General features: G+C 30.4%; 16 protein-coding genes. 7 read left to right on the top strand and 9 right to left on the bottom strand.

The genetic code is table 11. The annotated features are described in order from the left end of the window. Positions 1–25 precede the first annotated feature (25 nt). From ACTNDN_RS06875 to ACTNDN_RS06860, 4 genes are all read left to right on the top strand, one after another. Entirely contained in the window at positions 26–979 is a 954-nt protein-coding gene (locus tag ACTNDN_RS06875) for a hypothetical protein (protein WP_441130965.1), read from the top strand. Beyond that, positions 980–1,399, top strand: a complete 420-nt coding sequence (locus ACTNDN_RS06870) for a ThiF family adenylyltransferase (protein WP_441130964.1) — start codon at positions 980–982, stop codon at positions 1,397–1,399. A 740-nt stretch (positions 1,400–2,139) separates the two neighbouring features. Next, positions 2,140–4,080 (top strand): group II intron reverse transcriptase/maturase, encoded by a 1,941-nt coding sequence (ltrA, locus tag ACTNDN_RS06865; RefSeq protein WP_441130963.1) that lies wholly within the window; start codon positions 2,140–2,142, stop codon positions 4,078–4,080. Between the two features lie 333 nt (positions 4,081–4,413). Continuing rightward, positions 4,414–4,692 carry a hypothetical protein gene (locus tag ACTNDN_RS06860; protein WP_251627555.1) on the top strand — a complete coding sequence of 93 codons (279 nt, stop codon included), beginning with the start codon at positions 4,414–4,416 and terminating at the stop codon, positions 4,690–4,692. Between the two features lie 180 nt (positions 4,693–4,872). Here ACTNDN_RS06860 and ACTNDN_RS06855 read toward each other — a convergent pair whose 3' ends face one another. From ACTNDN_RS06855 to ACTNDN_RS06825, 7 genes are all read right to left on the bottom strand, one after another. Beyond that, on the bottom strand, positions 4,873–5,100 hold the full coding sequence (locus ACTNDN_RS06855) for a hypothetical protein (RefSeq protein ID WP_441130962.1): 228 nt from the start codon (positions 5,098–5,100) through the stop codon (positions 4,873–4,875). A gap of 97 nt (positions 5,101–5,197) precedes the next feature. Further along, positions 5,198–5,404 carry a hypothetical protein gene (locus tag ACTNDN_RS06850; RefSeq protein WP_441130961.1) on the bottom strand — a complete coding sequence of 69 codons (207 nt, stop codon included), beginning with the start codon at positions 5,402–5,404 and terminating at the stop codon, positions 5,198–5,200. Between the two features lie 246 nt (positions 5,405–5,650). Continuing rightward, complete coding sequence (locus ACTNDN_RS06845; protein WP_441130960.1) at positions 5,651–6,520, bottom strand: hypothetical protein; 870 nt, start codon at positions 6,518–6,520, stop codon at positions 5,651–5,653. After that, complete coding sequence (locus ACTNDN_RS06840) at positions 6,517–7,176, bottom strand: hypothetical protein (protein ID WP_441130959.1); 660 nt, start codon at positions 7,174–7,176, stop codon at positions 6,517–6,519. The genes ACTNDN_RS06845 and ACTNDN_RS06840 overlap by 4 nt, the downstream gene beginning before the upstream one ends. Beyond that, positions 7,173–7,748 (bottom strand): hypothetical protein, encoded by a 576-nt coding sequence (locus ACTNDN_RS06835; protein ID WP_251629751.1) that lies wholly within the window; start codon positions 7,746–7,748, stop codon positions 7,173–7,175. Before ACTNDN_RS06835 ends, ACTNDN_RS06840 begins: the two co-directional genes overlap by 4 nt. Positions 7,749–7,913: 165 nt before the next feature. Beyond that, positions 7,914–8,747: a tyrosine-type recombinase/integrase gene (locus tag ACTNDN_RS06830; protein WP_251629752.1), complete on the bottom strand. Its 834-nt coding sequence runs from the start codon at positions 8,745–8,747 to the stop codon at positions 7,914–7,916. A gap of 472 nt (positions 8,748–9,219) precedes the next feature. Further along, complete coding sequence (locus ACTNDN_RS06825) at positions 9,220–10,164, bottom strand: hypothetical protein (RefSeq protein ID WP_441130958.1); 945 nt, start codon at positions 10,162–10,164, stop codon at positions 9,220–9,222. 491 nt (positions 10,165–10,655) lie between these two features. On the opposite strand from ACTNDN_RS06825, the gene ACTNDN_RS06820 reads away from it, so the two are divergent. Then, positions 10,656–10,835 carry a hypothetical protein gene (locus tag ACTNDN_RS06820; RefSeq protein WP_441130957.1) on the top strand — a complete coding sequence of 60 codons (180 nt, stop codon included), beginning with the start codon at positions 10,656–10,658 and terminating at the stop codon, positions 10,833–10,835. Positions 10,836–10,882: 47 nt separating this feature from the next. Here the strand turns inward: ACTNDN_RS06820 and ACTNDN_RS06815 are convergent, their stop codons facing one another. Beyond that, positions 10,883–12,337 (bottom strand): cell division protein FtsZ, encoded by a 1,455-nt coding sequence (locus ACTNDN_RS06815; protein ID WP_251629756.1) that lies wholly within the window; start codon positions 12,335–12,337, stop codon positions 10,883–10,885. Positions 12,338–12,371: 34 nt separating this feature from the next. Continuing rightward, a complete protein-coding gene (locus ACTNDN_RS06810; protein ID WP_441130956.1) occupies positions 12,372–12,746 on the bottom strand; it encodes a hypothetical protein in 375 nt (124 codons plus the stop codon). Between the two features lie 1,175 nt (positions 12,747–13,921). Here ACTNDN_RS06810 and ACTNDN_RS06805 point away from each other — a divergent pair. Further along, positions 13,922–15,214: a replication-relaxation family protein gene (locus tag ACTNDN_RS06805; protein ID WP_251629759.1), complete on the top strand. Its 1,293-nt coding sequence runs from the start codon at positions 13,922–13,924 to the stop codon at positions 15,212–15,214. Further along, positions 15,189–17,816: a type IV secretory system conjugative DNA transfer family protein gene (locus tag ACTNDN_RS06800; protein ID WP_251629760.1), complete on the top strand. Its 2,628-nt coding sequence runs from the start codon at positions 15,189–15,191 to the stop codon at positions 17,814–17,816. The genes ACTNDN_RS06805 and ACTNDN_RS06800 overlap by 26 nt, the downstream gene beginning before the upstream one ends. Positions 17,817–17,929 lie beyond the last annotated feature (113 nt).

Below are 17,929 nucleotides of genomic sequence, written 5' to 3'. Positions count from 1 at the left end.
AAAATACAATATGGAGGAATTCAAAATGACAATAAAACAGGATGATATCTTTTCACTATTTGATATTGAAGTGGAGACTAAAAAAGTGGACCTTAATAAAATGAATGATATAAAGGAAAATAAACCAAAGCTAAAGACTGATACTAATGATAGTTCTACAAAGAGTTCAACAAATAAGAAAGATAGCTTTAAATTAACAAGTAAAACCATTATTCGTTTTGGGATGAATGAATATCCAGTTACTAATTATTTTTCCAAGGACGAAATTGAAAGAGGACTTCCATCTAAAAAAACTTCTGAGGATGGAGAAATTGAATATAAACCTATTAGTGAGGAACAACTTAGAAAGAAATTAGAAAAAGACTTTCCAATCTTAGTACCTAAATATACCACCTTGGTATATGTAGAAAAACAAGATGTGGTTATTCCTATTATGCAAGCAAAGAAAAATGGCAGCATGGATAATAAAGAGTTCTCTTTCGAGGGCTCTTCTTTAAAACAACAAAAAAAGAAGATTCCATTTCAAATCTTATTAGATTTTATCCATATTGCTAAGCACTTTTCAGATAATCACGGTACTGAAGTATTCGCTAATATTTACTTTGATCATGAAACCGAGGAATTTTTTATGGATATTCCTTCCCAAAGAGTTAGCAGATATTTAGTCACTATTACAGAAGAGGCACAAGAGACCGCTCTTAAGCTCATAGAGAGAAGATATTCAAAGGTAATGGAAATACATTCACATCATATTTTAAGCACCACACCGTCAAAAATAGACGATGACAACCAGCGTGCTCCTATTTTATATGCCATTATTGGTAATATTAATGGATTATTCCCTGATGTGTTAGTTCGTACATTCAATAAAGAATTAAATGAACATATTATTATTGATAGTAGCAAAGTATTTGAATTTACTTTGACATCTAAACAAAAGGTAAATGGCTATGACCTTACTGTAGTGGAGGTTGAATAGATGCAACCTCTTTCTATAGATTTAAGCCGTTCTTATCAAAGTGAAGTATATTATCAGATTCTAGTTATAGGTGCAGGAGGTACTGGAGGAATTGTTATTCAGCAATTGTGCCAAATGTTAAGTATGTTTGAGATATCGGCAAAGCTAATAATTGCTGAACCAGATATTTATGAAGAAAAAAATAGAAATAACCAACTATGCTTAGCAAAAGATGTAGGTAAAAATAAAGCAGATGTCTTAGCAAAAAGGTATCGTGCTGCTTATCAACTAGACATATCCACTTTCACTGGAGGTTATGTAGAAGACACTAAAACAATAGACACATTGTTCCAACTCAATTATGAAAGAATTCCATATAACTATAGAATAGTCCCTATTCTTATTTCTTGTGTTGATAATAACTGTGTGACCCGTTCTTAACCGAAAGAATACAAGGTTAGGCACATATTCTATTAAAATAACTGAATATGGAGAACTGTAATACCAAGAAGTGGAATGATGGAGTAACGACCTGAAACGCTTCCTCTGATACTCCGACGTGCAATTACTAGTCACAGTGATTCGCACTCTATGTACGAAGCTCGGTGAAGTCGGCAGAGAGTAGCCCTACCAAGACCTTAATTAAGGAACAGGAAAGTTGTCTGGAGGCAGATAATGCTACCTATATGCCGGGAGTCCACAAAATACTCATGGTGAGAATGTGTAAACCCAAAAGGTTTAGACTGACGAAATCCCGAATGTACGCATCTAAATATCGATATGGTAGAAATGCCATACCTACCTAAGTTGTAGGGCTTGTGAGGTAAAGTAAGATTAGTTGTTATGAAATACCTTAATTCGTTACAGGCGAATTCAAGCAAGCAGGTGTAAAGGGAAGCCTAAAAGTATATGTACGGATAGGTATTACGGAACGGGGAAAGCTGGATGCGGGGAGATGTGACTGTCAATGAAGCGTACATTATGGAAAAGCAAAACGCTATAACATAATGGTATCCAGTGAGAGCGGTGGCACGAACCAATGATGTTTCCCGCGAAAAAGAAGGAAACTAGGAATAGCCACTAGTCAAACTTACTATTAGAATATGAAAAATCCGAATACAAACACCTGTCTAATGTTTTAATCGAGGTTCGAGTAAGACTAAGAGAGGTGAAAATAGATCATGAGTAACCGACTTGATAATAAACAAAAGACGATAACAAATCATGAAACCATTAAGAAAAAGCAAAAACTTAGAAACAATGAATATTACAATACTCAGGATATATTCGACGAATTATACAGACAGAGTAGTAAAGGTAGAATTTTTAAAAACCTTTACAATCTAATAGTTTCAAAGGAAAACATTAAACTTGCCTATCGTAATGTCAAGAAAAATAAGGGCAGCAATACCAAAGGAACAAATGACACTACAATAAAGGAATTAGCGGATAGAAACATAATTGAATTTGTTGAACTTATACAAAATTCACTAGCAAACTATCAACCCCAACCAGTAAGACGGGTAATGATTCCAAAAAGCAATGGCAAAGATCGACCTTTAGGTATACCAACGTTAGAAGATAGGATAATTCAACAATGTATTAAGCAAATACTTGAACCTATATGTGAAGCGAAATTTCACCCTTTTAGTTATGGATTTAGACCCAATAGGAATGCCAAACATGCCATTGTACGTGCAATGTCTATTATGAATCTACAGAAAATGCACTACGTTGTAGATATTGACATCAAAAGCTTCTTTGATAATGTTAATCACTCTAAACTATTAAAACAACTCTGGACAATTGGCATTAGAGATAAGAAAGTAATATCCATTATCTCTAAAATCCTTAAAAGTGAAATAGAAGGTACTGGGGTTCAAACAAAAGGTACACCTCAAGGTGGAATACTTTCTCCCCTACTCTCTAACATTGTAATGAACGAATTTGACCAGTGGATCAGTTCACAGTGGCAAAACTTTCCCACAAGGAAGGATTACACAAAAATCGATACACGAAACAATACGGTCATAAATTCCGATAAATACAAGTCTCTAAGAACCACAACAAAACTTAAAGAGATCGCATATGTTAGATATGCTGATGACTTTAAAATATTTTGCAAAGACTATAAAACTGCTATCAAGATGTTTATAGCAAGCAAAAAGTGGTTGAAAGAAAGACTAAATCTAGACATTAGTAATGAAAAATCCAAGATAACCAATGTAAGAAAGAATTATACTGAATTTCTTGGGTTTAAATTCAAAATGGTAGAAAAGAGAGCTAAGAAAACAAACCTAGTAGTCAAATCACATATAAGCGATAAAGCCAAGAAGAAAATTCTTACTAATTATAAAACGGGTATAGCGAGAGTTGTCAAAAGTCCTAATGCTAAAGAAGTTAATAAATTGAATGCTCAAATAATGGGATATCATAATTACTATGACATAGCCACTAGGGTTAATCTTGATTTCGCTGAAATACACTATAAAACTTTGAAGTTCATGTATAATCGCCTTCATAGAATAGCAAACAAGAAAGCTAGAGTGAATCAAAAGAAGAAAATCGAAAGACCAAAGGATTATCTTCTTAGATATAGGGATTATAATTTCAAAGAATACGCCATTATGGGAAAGCCTATCTACCCTATCGCTGGAGTTAAACATCGCTCTTACAAAGCGTTTAACTCAAAAATAAACAACTATACAGATGAAGGTAGAAAGCTTATCCATAAAAGGCAACAAGCTGTAAGTCAAGAAATAGTAATATATCTTATGAAAAACCCATTAATAAATGCGTCAGTGGAATTAAATGATAATCGTATATCCCTATATATTGCACAAAAAGGCTCATGCGGTATAAGTAAGAAAGCATTGAGTCCTAATGATATGGAAGTTCATCATATACTACCAAAGGAATTTGGGGGAACTGATGAATATAGTAACCTTATTATAGTTACAAAAGCAATCCATAAACTAATTCACGCAACCAAAAAGGACACGATTAATCACTATCTAAGCATAATAGGAAAACTCAGCAAATCTCAAATAAACAAGTTAAACAAACTAAGAACTAAGGCAAAGAACCAACCTATTGATATAGAAATCAATGTATATCTTTAAGTTGTAAACAATGGTGAATGTATTCAATCTAATAGTAAACGTTTGATGGCACGCCGTATGAGCTGAAAGGTTCACGTACGGTGTAGACCGGGGGAAAAGGTCAGTTTGAAATAACTGTTTGCGGAGGAAATTAGCAATAACTATCCAAAGACTTACCTATCGGTATATTCAAGAAAGATATTCCATGAGTATTTTAACGCCGCTCAGACCCTACTATATTTTGATGTAGGCAATGAAAATGTTATCTTACCAAAGGATCACAGAAATAGACCAATTGAGTCCTGGACGAAAGAGGAACTGGAAGAATATAAAGATTCAGGTTTCACTGGACAAATGGTTTGTGGCTTCAAGTCTGATTGGAAAATACTTTCAGAACCAATAGGTACGTTATATCCAGATATTTTAGAGGACAATGATGAAATAGCTCCTTCTCAATTAAGTTGTCAGGAACTAGCTGCATCCAATCCTCAGAGATTAATAACTAATCGTTATAGTGCTATATCTGTAATTACTGTACTGAATGAAATATTTGAAACTAAAAGTCTATCAACTCACAGGATTCTATATCATGCAAAAAGAGGTTATATGAAAAGTGAACCAATTTTAGGGTAAAAAAAGTAGCACAGACATAGATTATGTTTGTGCTACTTTTTTATTTTAAAGTTGCTATGTTTTGAAATAAGATTGATTAACCTATAATGTTTTTGTGAATATAGTTAGGTAATCTTCTAATCCATAACTATTCATAAAACTTTTTGCAATTTGCTTATATTGTTCTCCACATTGATGAAGTTAGGTTTCATATTCATCAAACAATTCTTTGATTTCGGGAAATATTAAAGAATCTTTATGTTGACATAAACCTACTCCTGCAATAGTAGTCTTACTAAATAGGGAAGCTACTTTATGATCTATCTCTGAATTTCTTTTATTTAGGATTCGAATGAATTCATTTAATTTTTCATAACCTCGATTACTAAGCCATCCGTCTATCCCATTATTCATTACTTGATAATCCATATTTTTTTACTTCTATTTCTTTTTCATTTAGCATATTTTTTCCCCTTTACACAGAAGAAAATCATTAAATGGTTTTTATAAAACAATAATTAAAGATTTAATTTTTACTATTATCCAACTTTGCTTTTCCAGCACCTACTAATATATCTATTTTGTCGCCTTCTTTGTATCTATTAAATTCACTTTCTGTAACCAATATATCATAAGGTTTTTCATTAACGAATATTTTAAAGTATAGCTTAATTTCTTCTTTTGATGTTGTTATCGGTACACCAGCTGCAGTCATTACAGGGTCAATTTCCATTGTTGTTTCTTTATTAGCAAATTTACTCGCTAACTCGACTTGATATTTTACACTAGTTGATTCGAATATATATCCTTCATAAAAATAAAAAAATATAGTTATTAGAGAGAGTATCCCTATCACTCAGAAAAACGGAGTTAAGAAGTTTCTAGTATCCGTCATTCATTCCCTCCTTTCAATAATATATAAGAGTATTTTTTGAAGAAAGTTTAGACTACTAAAGATTTTCATGCAGTAATTCCTTTATTAGTCTTCCGAATTTATCGATTCATCAAAATTTTCTTCTCTTATTTCAAAGAACTCTTCTACCACGGCCATAGTCTTAATCAATTTACCTGTTTTATAGTTTTCTTTAAGTAAACCTTCAATTTGATTAAAAATCATGTTTCTTTGAACAAGAGATAATGAATTTTTCATTATCACATTTAAATAGAGATCACCAACTGAATTTTTGGCCACGAATATATCGCCTATCTTGTCGAAAGCATTCCAAAAAGATTGGGTAATTGTCCATACCTCTACATTGTTATTTACAATTGAAATATTCATAAAGACATCAGGAAAAAGGAAGTGTGTATCTTCTATATTAGCTAATATTCCCCCCTCTTTATTTTGATTCGGTAAATTTATCTCTCTTTTATTCCGTTCATCTTGAAAGGCAAGCTGTACACCTAAAACTGTTGTATAAAAAGCATAGTTCATTAATGTTGGAAGAATATTTTCATATTCTGTTACTAGCTTAGCAGTTAATTTTTTATGAGGTTCTGTAATTAACACATCCTCGATATTTCCCCCTAAGACATGACGAAGCATATCAAAAGTTTGTTGTTTAAGGTTAGCATTGCTTTGTTCAAATATTTCATTATCTTTAAATATCTCTTCAAGGTTGTTTAATATTTCCATACCTATAAAATAACCATTGAATAAAAGAGATTTTGATACAGTATAAAGTTGTTCCTCATATTCCTTAATCTTCTCAGTTTCTATAAACTGTTCAAGGTGTATACGAACATATTGGTTCAGAAGGAAAAAGTCTTTGTTAAATTCTCCATTTGTTTGATAGTGATACATTAACATTTCCTCTGTTTTCCCCTGAATTTCTTCTAATGTTATCATTCTTCTTCTCCTCCTTGGGTTTCTTCAAAAAAAGGGTCTGACGGTTCATCAGTAACGTATTTCCAAGCACCATCTTCTTTGAAAATGGAAGTAATAAAATAGTTTATACCTTCAGTACTAAGTACTTTTCGATAAAAATATCCCTGTCTTTTAAATCTATCTAAATTGATTACTGTAATATCATAAGACTCTCCTTTCACATTCGCTTGTATATAAGAATCTTGTATTGTTTTGAAAATATTAATGGCATCTTGTTTTTGTGGTAATTCTTCAACCGTCTGAATACTTCCATAGTTTAAAATAAAGTTGTAAAAGTCTTCAGGTGATATTTGAAGAGATTGGAATTTGTATAATATATCTGCCGCATACCTTGCAAACTCCTCTGGATCTTCATAAGCAGCTTTTACTTCCACTTCTTTTTTATCTAGTATTTTGACTGATTCACCGTCCAATTCAGCTACAACTTCTTCTATAGGTCTAGCTTGATCTGCATAGAATGATTCTAAGTCGGAATTACTATCAGTTTCAGTTTCTTCATGTGTATCCATTGTTTCATTTATTTTTTTTGCTTCCTTAACAAATGGATCATTACTACACGCAGAGAGTAAGATAGAACCTGAGATAAAAAGCGATAAATAACATGGTTTAAAGCTCATAATAAACTCCCTTCCTTTATTTCTTTTTTCTCTTGTTCTGTAAGAAAATCAACAAGTTCCACTATATGAATAGTCGAGGAATTTCTAAAAACATTCATAAAGAACTGTTTAACATTAAAAATCCTAATTCGATCACCATGGAATGTAACTGGGACATTAATGTTTTTATTTATACAGAAGCACAAAGTTTTAAGGTGATCCTTGTGAATGGTGGAGTGTATGCTAATATAATCCTGTTTACGTTCTCCAAACAAAATGGCAGCAATTATAATCGCTTCTTTATCAATTAATGATGGATCAAGCCGAAAACTAAATATTTTATGCTCTTCAATATACCAATTGCTTAGATAGAACTCTAAAGCATTACTATGTATAGTAAATTCTCCTTTTTTAAATTGTACAGACACACTATCTTCAAGTTTGTATTCTGCTAGTAAGTTAGATAAATAAAGTATCTTTTTTTTATTAAATGGTACTTTAAGTTTTCGCGAACTTGATTTAATTTCTTTTTCTCCTTCACTTAAGAGGGATGCAGTTATAACTTTGTTAATAAAGCTGTTTTCCCTTTCCATTAATCAACTTCTCTCCCTAAAAAAAAGAACCCAGAATAAACAGCTCGTTTATAGAACTGTTTATTCTGGGTTCTTCCCATTGATTGATTTATTTAAATGTATTATAGCCTATAAAGTTATTTTATTTCAACCTATTAATAATATTAGAATCTTGAAATTTAATGGTTACATATTTTTTGTTAATTTACTTAAATATATAGATACTGTTTGTTCTTCTATACCCATAATCACTGCTATCCGTTGGACTGGGAATTTTTTATTAATATATAAATAGTAGCATAAAGCTTTTCTAATAGTTGTTAACTGCAGGTTGTTAATATCATAATCCTTTTGTATATTTTTCAAGTGATAATGTATTCCCATAAATGTTATAGGTATTATTCTATTATTTACAGAATCCGTATAAGTGAAAAGATACTCTGATTCATTTAGTAGATTATTATAATAAAACTCAAGAAAAATACTTGCTTCATTGTTATCCAATGTTATGACTCTATTGGAAAGATTAATCTCAATTCTATCATCGATTATAGAAACATCATCCTTCTTAAACTTAAATTCGGAGGCTTTTAATCCTTCCATAGCAAGTATAAACAATGCCTTTCGCTTTGCTGAGTAATTGGCGTTTGCTATTACAAGTTCCTTTACCTTAAGTAAATCTTCATAAAACAAACTAATATCCAGTTGCTTTTGTACCTTAAGTCTTTTTATTTTTGCTGCTGGGTCAATAGGTACTTTATTATTTTCCCATAAATAATCAAAGTAGGATTTTAAAATGGCCAACTCTTTATTAATTGTGGAAATTGCCTTCTGATTCTCTCCCTGGGTTGAAAGATAGTCTCTTATATCTTTAGATTTAATTTCATATAATTCTATTTTCTTTTTATAGAGTTGTTTTAGGAATGAGAAGAATTGATTTAAAACCAGTTCATAACTCGCTATAGTAGTTTCACTATAATTCTTTTCTTCTAAAAACGAAATAAAACCATCATACTTCATCTTCTATCCCCCCCTATATTAGTATTTTAAACTTTTATGTAATTCTCTGCTTCCAGAATTTTATTTATTTAGTCCTTAGTATCTTTTAGTATAAATTACGGATAGTAATCTGTCATTTTAATGATGGGATTTTAAAAGGGGAATACCCATTAATGATGTGTATTGTTTAAGTATTCTCAGAAAGCTTAGAGTATATATGTACTCTAAGGAAAGTGTTAACACTATAGATTTCATTAAGGGAATTATTATATGAACAAATCAAAAAAAAAGACTAAGCACTAATAGCTTAGTCTTTTTTATTAAGAAATCCACTTTTATATGCTTACCAGTATTGAACCAACTAGAGTTAATATAGATAATATTACAATTGTATTTAAAACAACGTTTTCAGATTTTTTTGTTTTAAGTAAAAACATTAAAACCACCTCTGTTCATTTATGTACCTATATTATAAAATAATATGGCGGAATTTTCAATCTATTATATTATTCTCTATAGGATTATTTAGAAATTTTTGAACTGAGTATTTCCCCTCTTCAAGAATTCTTTCTTGTTCTCTTAGAGCCAGTTCATATTCTTGCTCCGTTTCAGCTATTTCTTCTTTTATATTATTTAACTCTTTATAATAGTCATCTATCTTTTCTTTTAGTAAATCGGCCTTACCTTGTATTGCGGCTTCTTGCTTTTCTTTAAGTTGTTTATCTACTTCTATATTTAAAAGTTCTTCTTTAGAATCATTTTTAAACCTACTAAAAAAACCTTTTGGTTTTTTCTTTAATGATGCAACTAAAATTTGATCTTGCCTTTCCAAAAGATAATTGCTCATAGAATCATTTTTGAGCTCAGTAACTTCCGATTTAGCATCAGCAATTTTTCTTTCAATGTTTACTGACTCAATTCTTAAATTGCTCAACTTTTTTTCATAAGATAATAACAATACAGTTTGCTGCTGCATTTTTACTAACAATTGATTATTAAACTTGTACGAAGCTTCAACAAATTGAGATAACTTTCTAAGATCGTCATATAAAGGTGTATTTTTACTGGAAGGAACAGTTGTAGTTTTGTGACCTAACTCAGTTAGTATTTCAGTTGTAGACATTCCCCCTGTCTCTATTAATATAGAGACTAAATGAATTTTAAAGATAGTATAATAACTTAATTTATAATATCTTCCTTGTTTTTCCGGCTTTATATAAATATCACTTAGCTCATGTCTTAAGTAATATCTTATAGTTGCATCAGCACGTCCAATAAATTTACTTGCTTCTACCGTATCGTAAGTTCGTTCATTACTCATACTTAAAATTTTATCATTCCAAATATATTCTTCTAATTCACGAATAATAGCAACATTATAAAGAGGATCAAGTTTAAATTCATCTTCTAATAATTCTCTCATTAAAATTTCGCTCATTCACCGCACCTCCTACTACATTTATTGTCAAAAATGACACTTTACAATTGATTTTACACGGAAAGAACCAAAAAATCAAAGGAAGTAAACGATATTTTTACCTACCATCGATGCAAACTACGCTTACATAAAATAATAGTTCACAACAACTATATATATAATTTATAAAAACCTTTCGTAAGAATTACGTAAAATGAATGCACAGTTATATGAATTTTATATCACAACTACGTAAGTCTTACATAAATACATAAGATTAATATATAAATTACATCAAGATTACATAGTTTTTTTGTTAGTAAAATACAATAACCACGTCAATATCATGTCAAAATCCACTTTATCTAAATAGCCAACGTAAACAACACATAAAACATTCATTTACATAAACTTCTTTTGTTAAAATTCGTTTTCGAAAAAATATCCAAGAGATATGATTAAACAAATCGATTATAATAAGTTTATTGACTATAAATTAAGGAAGTAAAAAGATGAATAAATATCTAATTAAAGAAGAAATGGATATAAATAAAATCTATGATTATAATTTATATCCTGACAGAATTAGTGGTAGATGCGATAATTGTAATAAGGCACATTTTACAAGTTCTATATCGAAGGGGAAACTACTAAGAGAATGCCGGAACTGTTCCATGAAGAAAATTATCTAGACAAATAAAAAAAGCAAAGAATAGGGTGATTCTTTGCTTTTTATTATTTATTTTAATTCATTCTCACTTATTTGTTGTAAAATATCATCGATATCTATATCCTCATCATCAGCGGAAGAGGCTACTTCTCCAACAGATTCTTCAAAAAGATCCTCCATTCCTAGTTCGGCAGCCAGTTCAGAAAGATCAAAATCATCTTCTTCGTTAGTTTCACTAATTTGCTCAATCCCTTGGGACATATAGGTTATTTCTTTTTGTCTCTGTTTAAATTCGTTATATTCTTCCACTAATCCCTTAGCCAATCGCTTAGGAAATGCCTCTGCTTTAAAGAATGTATAAACAGTAACGGAAAAATCATTTTGTTCCTCTATATATCCAGAAAATACTGTGCCGTTTAGGGGTAATTTATTAATAATTTCATCTCTAGCATCATCAATAAAGGAGCTACCAACTTTTAATTTTGAATCAATGATAGCTAAAATGCCTATATGATGAATTTTTGCCATTTGATTTGTTTCTGGATTAATTAATTCAATAGGATCATGAAAGCTATTTTTATCGAGAGATTCAGAAAACATTTTTTTAATATCATGACCATTTTTTATGTCAGAAGCAGGTTTAGTTACCTTACTTATGAATAAACAACCTTGATGCTCTAAAATTGTTCTTCTAAAATCAGCACTATCAAAAGTAACAGAGGTTCCACCACCAGTAGTGGCCGTATTTAGTTCATGAAACTCTTCAACTAGCTTAATATTAGCGTAATCTCTATAATTTTCTATACCTTTTCTTTCATTTTCTTGTAAACCTTTGAACTCATCATACATAAGTTGGTTATCAGGATAGACTACAAATGCCACACCTTTGTTTGGATTTTTTGCTATATCATCAATTTTTTTAGTGAAATTATTTACTTGTCTTAATACATCAGGACCATCTGCCCTAGTAGGAATAGTAGCAACCACACCAATCTTTGTAAATCTCTTACGAGCAATTTTAGTAGCTTCAATTAAATATTTTTTAGGCTCTTTTTTTATTTCATCGATTCCGTATTTTTCTTTTAATTTATTAAACTCTTCTTGAATTTTTGGTTTATTGTTATATTCATAGAATTCTTCAATAGCCTTTACGATAGTAGAAGTACCCGTTCCTCCACCAAGACCAGCAAAAAACATTACTAAGTCGTCAGTCGGTCTGACTCTATCTTTTATAAAATCTTTCAGTTGTTCTTTAACTTTTTCATTTGTTTCTAAAATTTGCATTGCCTCTTCAGGATTTTTACCTAAACCACCAAGCTCTAGACTCTCTCTATTATTGGGGGTTATGTGCTTTAATCCCGCTAAATCACCATCATTACTGTTTAATGCTAAACAATTATAAACAGAAGTGCCATCAGGATTCTTTATAGCTGCAAATTGATCTGCCATTCTTGAACCGGCTTGTCCAAACCCAACCATAGTTATGTTAATAGCAGGTTTATTTTTTGTGAATGTTTTAGCCATCATTTCCATCTCCTTATTTACTAGATAATTTTCTTCATCCATATAGTCTTTGAATTACTTGTTTGCCACGAATAGTTAAAAACAAATGCTTATATGGTGGAACAGCTTTATAATAAATCAACGACATTGCTAACAAACGCTCAACTATTTTTTCCGCTTGTTTTCTATGTATGTAATCGTCTTTGGAAACAAATGAATAACGTTTATTTTTTTCAACTCTATGCTTTCGTTCTACCTGTACTTTTTCAGATATTTCTCCAACTGTTACAATACTGTCCTTTTCGTTCTTTGCAATAAAGAGAAATACTTTTTTTAATACTGTGTCATTAGATACTAGATCAGTGAACATATCTAATGTTTCTGGATCGAATTTTGTTTTTTTATATTTTTGATGAAGCTCTAAGTCCAATATTATCCTCCTTTGCTAAGATATTCTTATAGTTTAAATATATAATAACCAATTAAAGTTACTAATTCAAGTATCTACATTTCTAATTATCAATTTAACAAATGCGATAAATAACCTAAACCCTTTAATACCAAGACTTTATTTATAGTTACTATATATAGTTACTGTAAAGTTCAATTATTAATAATCTATCATAATTTTTCATTGATTACAGTTATAAAAACTATATTAAACCTATCTATTCGTTTTAAATTTATAATTTTAGTTATTTCGCAATCTTTTTAAGGCATCTATTTGTAGTAAAAATACATATAGTAACTATATATAGTTACTATATCAAACCCTTATAATCATAGAATTTTTATCTCTATTTTAGTTATTTAAAATCAGGGTAACTTATTATAGTCACCATTATTAGTTACTACTAGTTTGATTTTATTTTTATTTTGTATTTACATATGAATTATATAAACCCTGCACATATAATTCATATAAATCTATGTTTTACGTAGCTCTTACATCAACTCAATAAACAATTTCTTTAATTTAAACATACGCTTTACATTAATCAAACATAAATGAGAGATTAACTTGGTTTCTCCTATAAAAAAGGTTATTCGCAATTAAATTACTACTTGAATAAATCACTCCTAATTTTATAGTCCCTCAACAATAAAATTTGGGGTGAAATAAGGCATATTTTTTATCCACTTTTTTATACAGTTGTCTTTTTATAAATAATGCTGAATTTTTTATTTAATTCTAACAGCTTGCGGATATCCTTTTACGGATAACGTTACTTGTCCCTAAGCGGACATCCGTAACGGAGGATGATGTTAACCCTTGACATACTTAGATTTTTTTATGCTTTAAAACCCCAACTTCATATGTTTTTTGAATTAGAAAACCCACACCATTTTTATGATTTTTGTACTCTAATCATAATACGCTTTTCACTGTAGTTTTCTCGGGTTTTTATACTAGCAATTACTTTAAATAGATATGCCTAATTTATGAATACTACTAATATTTATGCATAAAACTCTAGTTGTTAGGATCATCCCAAAATGATATACTAATCACAGCTTTATAATACAAAGGGAAAAACCCTCAAAATGATGAAGAATGTTTTCTTCACTATTTTGGGGGTTTTTCTGTTTTAAGGAGGAGGAAATTTGGAATCAGCCAGAGTATGGTATGGATTTGATAATGAACATGAAAAAAGAAAAGGGGCCTGGATAAATTCCATTGATTTGGAGCTATTATCACTTATTTGGACTAACCGTTATTTAACTAATAAGCAGTTAACTAAGTATGGTAATCAATTATTTGGATATAAAGGGGATTCTATTCAAAAGAAATTAAAAAGGTGGTCAAATTACGCCATTGTAAAAATAGAATATCAGTCTGTCCTAAATAAACCACCTATATCATGTTACTACTTAGGGAAAAATGGTATTAACATTTTAAAACAAGAAGGAATTATAAAAGAAGAAGAAAAAGCTATAAATATCAATAATTACATAAGAAACTCTTCTCATTATTTAGGAATTCAAGATGTGGTTATTGATACTCTCATAGCTTTAAAATCAAATAGGAAAAACATAATATCTTTACACCCCAACAAAGATACTTACAAAAATGAAGTTGGTGAACCATTTATTGTCCCTGATTGGGTATTTAGAAAAGGTAGCCGCACTCTAAATATTGAATATGACACCGGTTTACAAACAATGACAAAAATTAAAGAAAAGATAAAAAATTACATTAAATTAAGTAAACACAAAGCTGAAGAAGAACATTATGTATTAATATCAGTTGCTGATAACAACAATATTTATACTGTAAAGTATCATGATGATAGAAGAACTAGGGTTTTAAATATAAAAAACACCATAATTCATAAAGGCGCTGATAAGATATCTAACCTTCATTTTTATGTTACTACAGCTAGTCGCTCACCAATTATTGCAAACAATATCTTAAAAGGTATTTATCCATTTGATAAAACTACTATTAAGTCCGAACAAGAACTTTTTGAACTATCAATGGATATAAGCAATTCTAATTATCAATTGGTGCCTCTTGCAAAAAATGAAATATTTCATAGTGATAGTTATAACATTGGAGAGGTAGCACAATATGAATTGATTCATAAAGAAAGATACAATTCAAAACAAGTTTTAGTTTTGAATATAGTGGAAGAGGCGAGTGTTGCTGCATTAAACAAAATAAATTATTTAGAAGAAGAAAACAAAAATAATAAATTTAAACAAAAGGTTTCACACCTTCTTATTGTTTATCAGAGTAGATCCGAACTAGAAAATGATATTGTAATGAAAAATTATGAAACAATAAAATTTACAGATACTAAAAATTGGCCATCACTTCTCCAAGGAGAAAAGCAGCTAACATTGAAGAAGAAAAAGGGGGGCAGAGTACTTGAAAGAACTAAAGGTTCATCCTAAGCTCCCAGGGATTACTATTTTAGTCACTGGTTTATTTTCTGTTTTTTTATCGGTTAGAAGTATTTGTAACTATCTTTTCTTAGTTATTGGGCAGTTTTACAATAGTGTGCCTAGTTTTGTATTGTTTGGTAACAGTTTAAGTCCAGGATTAATTGGTTTTCTTACAAGTACAGTTTTCTTGATTCTTTCTTGGTTAATAAGTACAAAATACGAAAAAACTCAAAGAAAGTTTTGGAGAAACATATGGTTTTGGAATATGTTCATTGGAATAACAGCCTATTATATGTGGTTAATCACAGCACCAGTTTATAATACACTTATTCCTTACCTCGGAAATCTAATCAATAGCATACATGTAGATAATATTTGGTTTACCGTAGCTGTTGGGGATATTAACACTTTGTTTTACACTTTAGTTTTTACACCTTCTATAGTTACAAGTATTATTTTAATTTGGTTGGGTGGACAATATTCCCAATACTCTAAACAAATTAAAGAAGCGTTTGAAAAATTTGAATTTAAAAATGTATACCTACAAAAATGGTTTAGAAATAGTAAAGAAGAGGTTTGGCCAGACGTTGTACTAGGTCCCGATTCTCAAACTAAAGAACTTATTGTACAACCTGGTAAAGATAGATCATTACATAATGGTATATTCGGACCACCAGGAACGGGTAAAACATCAGCATTAATATTACCTATCATTAATCAGGACTTGCATTGGTTAACAAAGTTTATCAATGCATTTCCTAAAGTTTCTAAATTAGCCAATTATAAAACAGAAGAAATAAGAGGAACATATTTAAGTAGTATTAGTATAATTGAACCATCTAACGATTTGTGTCAAAAAGCATTTCAATTAGTTAAAGCTCATGACATACCTGAAGAAGCTGTTTTCTATATTGACCCCACTAATCCCAATACACCATCTATTAATCCAATGCAAGGACCAGTTGACCAGGTAGCAGAAGCATTTGCAATGGTAATGGACGGAATTCAAGAAGGGGGAACAGGAAACTTTTTCTTTCAGCAAAGTCAAAGAAACCATTTAAAAAACTATATTTATTTACTAAAATTACACGATCCTTCTACCGAGGCACAATTTGATACTTTATTAAAAATGTACAATGATCCTCAAATTGTTAGGCATATGCATTTAAAGTTAAAGGAAACTATCCCTAAAGATTATCACCTTTTAAAAGATAGGGATGAACGAAACCATTGGGATATCGTAAAACAAATTGATAATTGGTTTAACATGAACCATATTCCTAAAACTAGTCGAAATGGAGCTAATGAACAAGTAAAAGAAGGCGAATACTATGGGGAAACAGCTTATTATGACGCACAAGGAGAATATGTACAAGGGCTAAGAAACGTTCTAAATGATATAGGAGCCAATAAACTGATAAGACGCGTACTATTTGATAAATCAGAGTTTTCTTTTGACGAGCACTTAAATAGAGGCGGTATATTATTAGTAAATACGGCAAAAGATGATTTAGGAGGTCTTTCTAACGTTTTAGGGAAGTTTGTTTTGTTAAGCCTACAGAATGCTGTATATAGGAGAACACCTCTAACTAGTACTTTTGCACATATAATCATCGATGAATTTCCAGACTATATTTATCTACCATTTAAAGAATTTATATCGCAAGCTAGAAAATATAAAGCTATTATTACTGTTGCAGCACAAACAGTAGCTCAATTGGCAGACAAATATGGAGAAATGTACATGCATACTTTGTTAACTGGTTTTAGACACAAAATGGTTTATGGAGATATCTCTTATTTTGACGCACAATTATTCTCAAAATTATTAGGAGAAGAAGATAGTTATGAAGAGGGGAAAAACGAACAAACTGTTAGCCCTCTTCAAGAAGAACCTGTTATGCGATCCGGTAGTAGCTATCAACAAAAAACAGATGTCATTCTAACACCAAATAAGTTAATTTTTCAGGAGCCATTCCAAGCTGCTGTGAAAATAGTAGTTAATAATAAACCTATACCTGTACGTCAGATTGATGCAAACTTTGTTCCAAAGGCTGAATTCAAAGAGGCGAAAGTAAAAGTAATCCAAGAAAGCGCTAGTATTTGGTTAGAGTCAAAATCCTTAAATACGGAATTGTTTCACGAAACAGATAAAGCGCTATCTGAAATAATTGATATACCACTTCAAGAGGAAGAACCATTAATAGAAATTCCTCTTCCAGAAGAAGATGCTGTAGAGGATATTGAATTAGAATTAGTTGAATTCGATAGATACCCTGATAAATATTTTTCTAAAAAGGCAGCGATAAAAGAAGCATGTAAAACTCAGCCGATATCACAACAAAAAGGAACTTCTTTAGGTGAAAAAGTAATTAACATAAATGATGAGGTGATAGACCTTGATGTATCAAGTCTATTTTCCAAAAATATACCTACTACCAATGAAGTACCTAACCAATCAGTATCAGTATTAGATGAAAAAGAAGAATCATTCTATAATGATTTAATAAAGGAGATAGATGATAATACAAATGAGGGGGAGGTTGAGAAAAAGGAAGAAGGAAAATCTAGTCCTTTTGACTTTATTACTCCATTTTCTGATAAAAGTTAAATATATATTCTAGGTAATTTTCAGTAAGTATTGAAAAAATTAAAAATATAGGTTAAAATTCCAATAAGTTAGTAAACATAAAAAACAAATAATAAAATTAAATATTTAATGGG

This window comes from Niallia sp. HCP3S3_B10 (assembly GCF_052064465.1).
Classification (GTDB): Bacteria; Bacillota; Bacilli; order Bacillales; family Cytobacillaceae; genus Niallia; species Niallia hominis.
Note: the sequence above shows the minus strand (reverse complement) of the source record. Positions and strands in the feature narration are given on the sequence as shown.

What these genes read in the sequence shown, in the direction of transcription:
- ltrA (WP_441130963.1), top strand. Translation starts at nt 2,140, where the DNA reads ATGAGTAACCGACTTGATAATAAACAAAAGACGATAACAAATCATGAA.
- ACTNDN_RS06830 (WP_251629752.1), bottom strand. Translation starts at nt 8,747, where the DNA reads ATGAAGTATGATGGTTTTATTTCGTTTTTAGAAGAAAAGAATTATAGT.
- ACTNDN_RS06845 (WP_441130960.1), bottom strand. Translation starts at nt 6,520, where the DNA reads ATGATAACATTAGAAGAAATTCAGGGGAAAACAGAGGAAATGTTAATG.
- ACTNDN_RS06860 (WP_251627555.1), top strand. Translation starts at nt 4,414, where the DNA reads ATGGTTTGTGGCTTCAAGTCTGATTGGAAAATACTTTCAGAACCAATA.
- ACTNDN_RS06835 (WP_251629751.1), bottom strand. Translation starts at nt 7,748, where the DNA reads ATGGAAAGGGAAAACAGCTTTATTAACAAAGTTATAACTGCATCCCTC.
- ACTNDN_RS06850 (WP_441130961.1), bottom strand. Translation starts at nt 5,404, where the DNA reads ATGGAAATTGACCCTGTAATGACTGCAGCTGGTGTACCGATAACAACA.
- ACTNDN_RS06840 (WP_441130959.1), bottom strand. Translation starts at nt 7,176, where the DNA reads ATGAGCTTTAAACCATGTTATTTATCGCTTTTTATCTCAGGTTCTATC.
- ACTNDN_RS06855 (WP_441130962.1), bottom strand. Translation starts at nt 5,100, where the DNA reads ATGGATTATCAAGTAATGAATAATGGGATAGACGGATGGCTTAGTAAT.
- ACTNDN_RS06875 (WP_441130965.1), top strand. Translation starts at nt 26, where the DNA reads ATGACAATAAAACAGGATGATATCTTTTCACTATTTGATATTGAAGTG.
- ACTNDN_RS06825 (WP_441130958.1), bottom strand. Translation starts at nt 10,164, where the DNA reads ATGAGCGAAATTTTAATGAGAGAATTATTAGAAGATGAATTTAAACTT.
- ACTNDN_RS06820 (WP_441130957.1), top strand. Translation starts at nt 10,656, where the DNA reads ATGAATAAATATCTAATTAAAGAAGAAATGGATATAAATAAAATCTAT.
- ACTNDN_RS06870 (WP_441130964.1), top strand. Translation starts at nt 980, where the DNA reads ATGCAACCTCTTTCTATAGATTTAAGCCGTTCTTATCAAAGTGAAGTA.
- ACTNDN_RS06815 (WP_251629756.1), bottom strand. Translation starts at nt 12,337, where the DNA reads ATGGCTAAAACATTCACAAAAAATAAACCTGCTATTAACATAACTATG.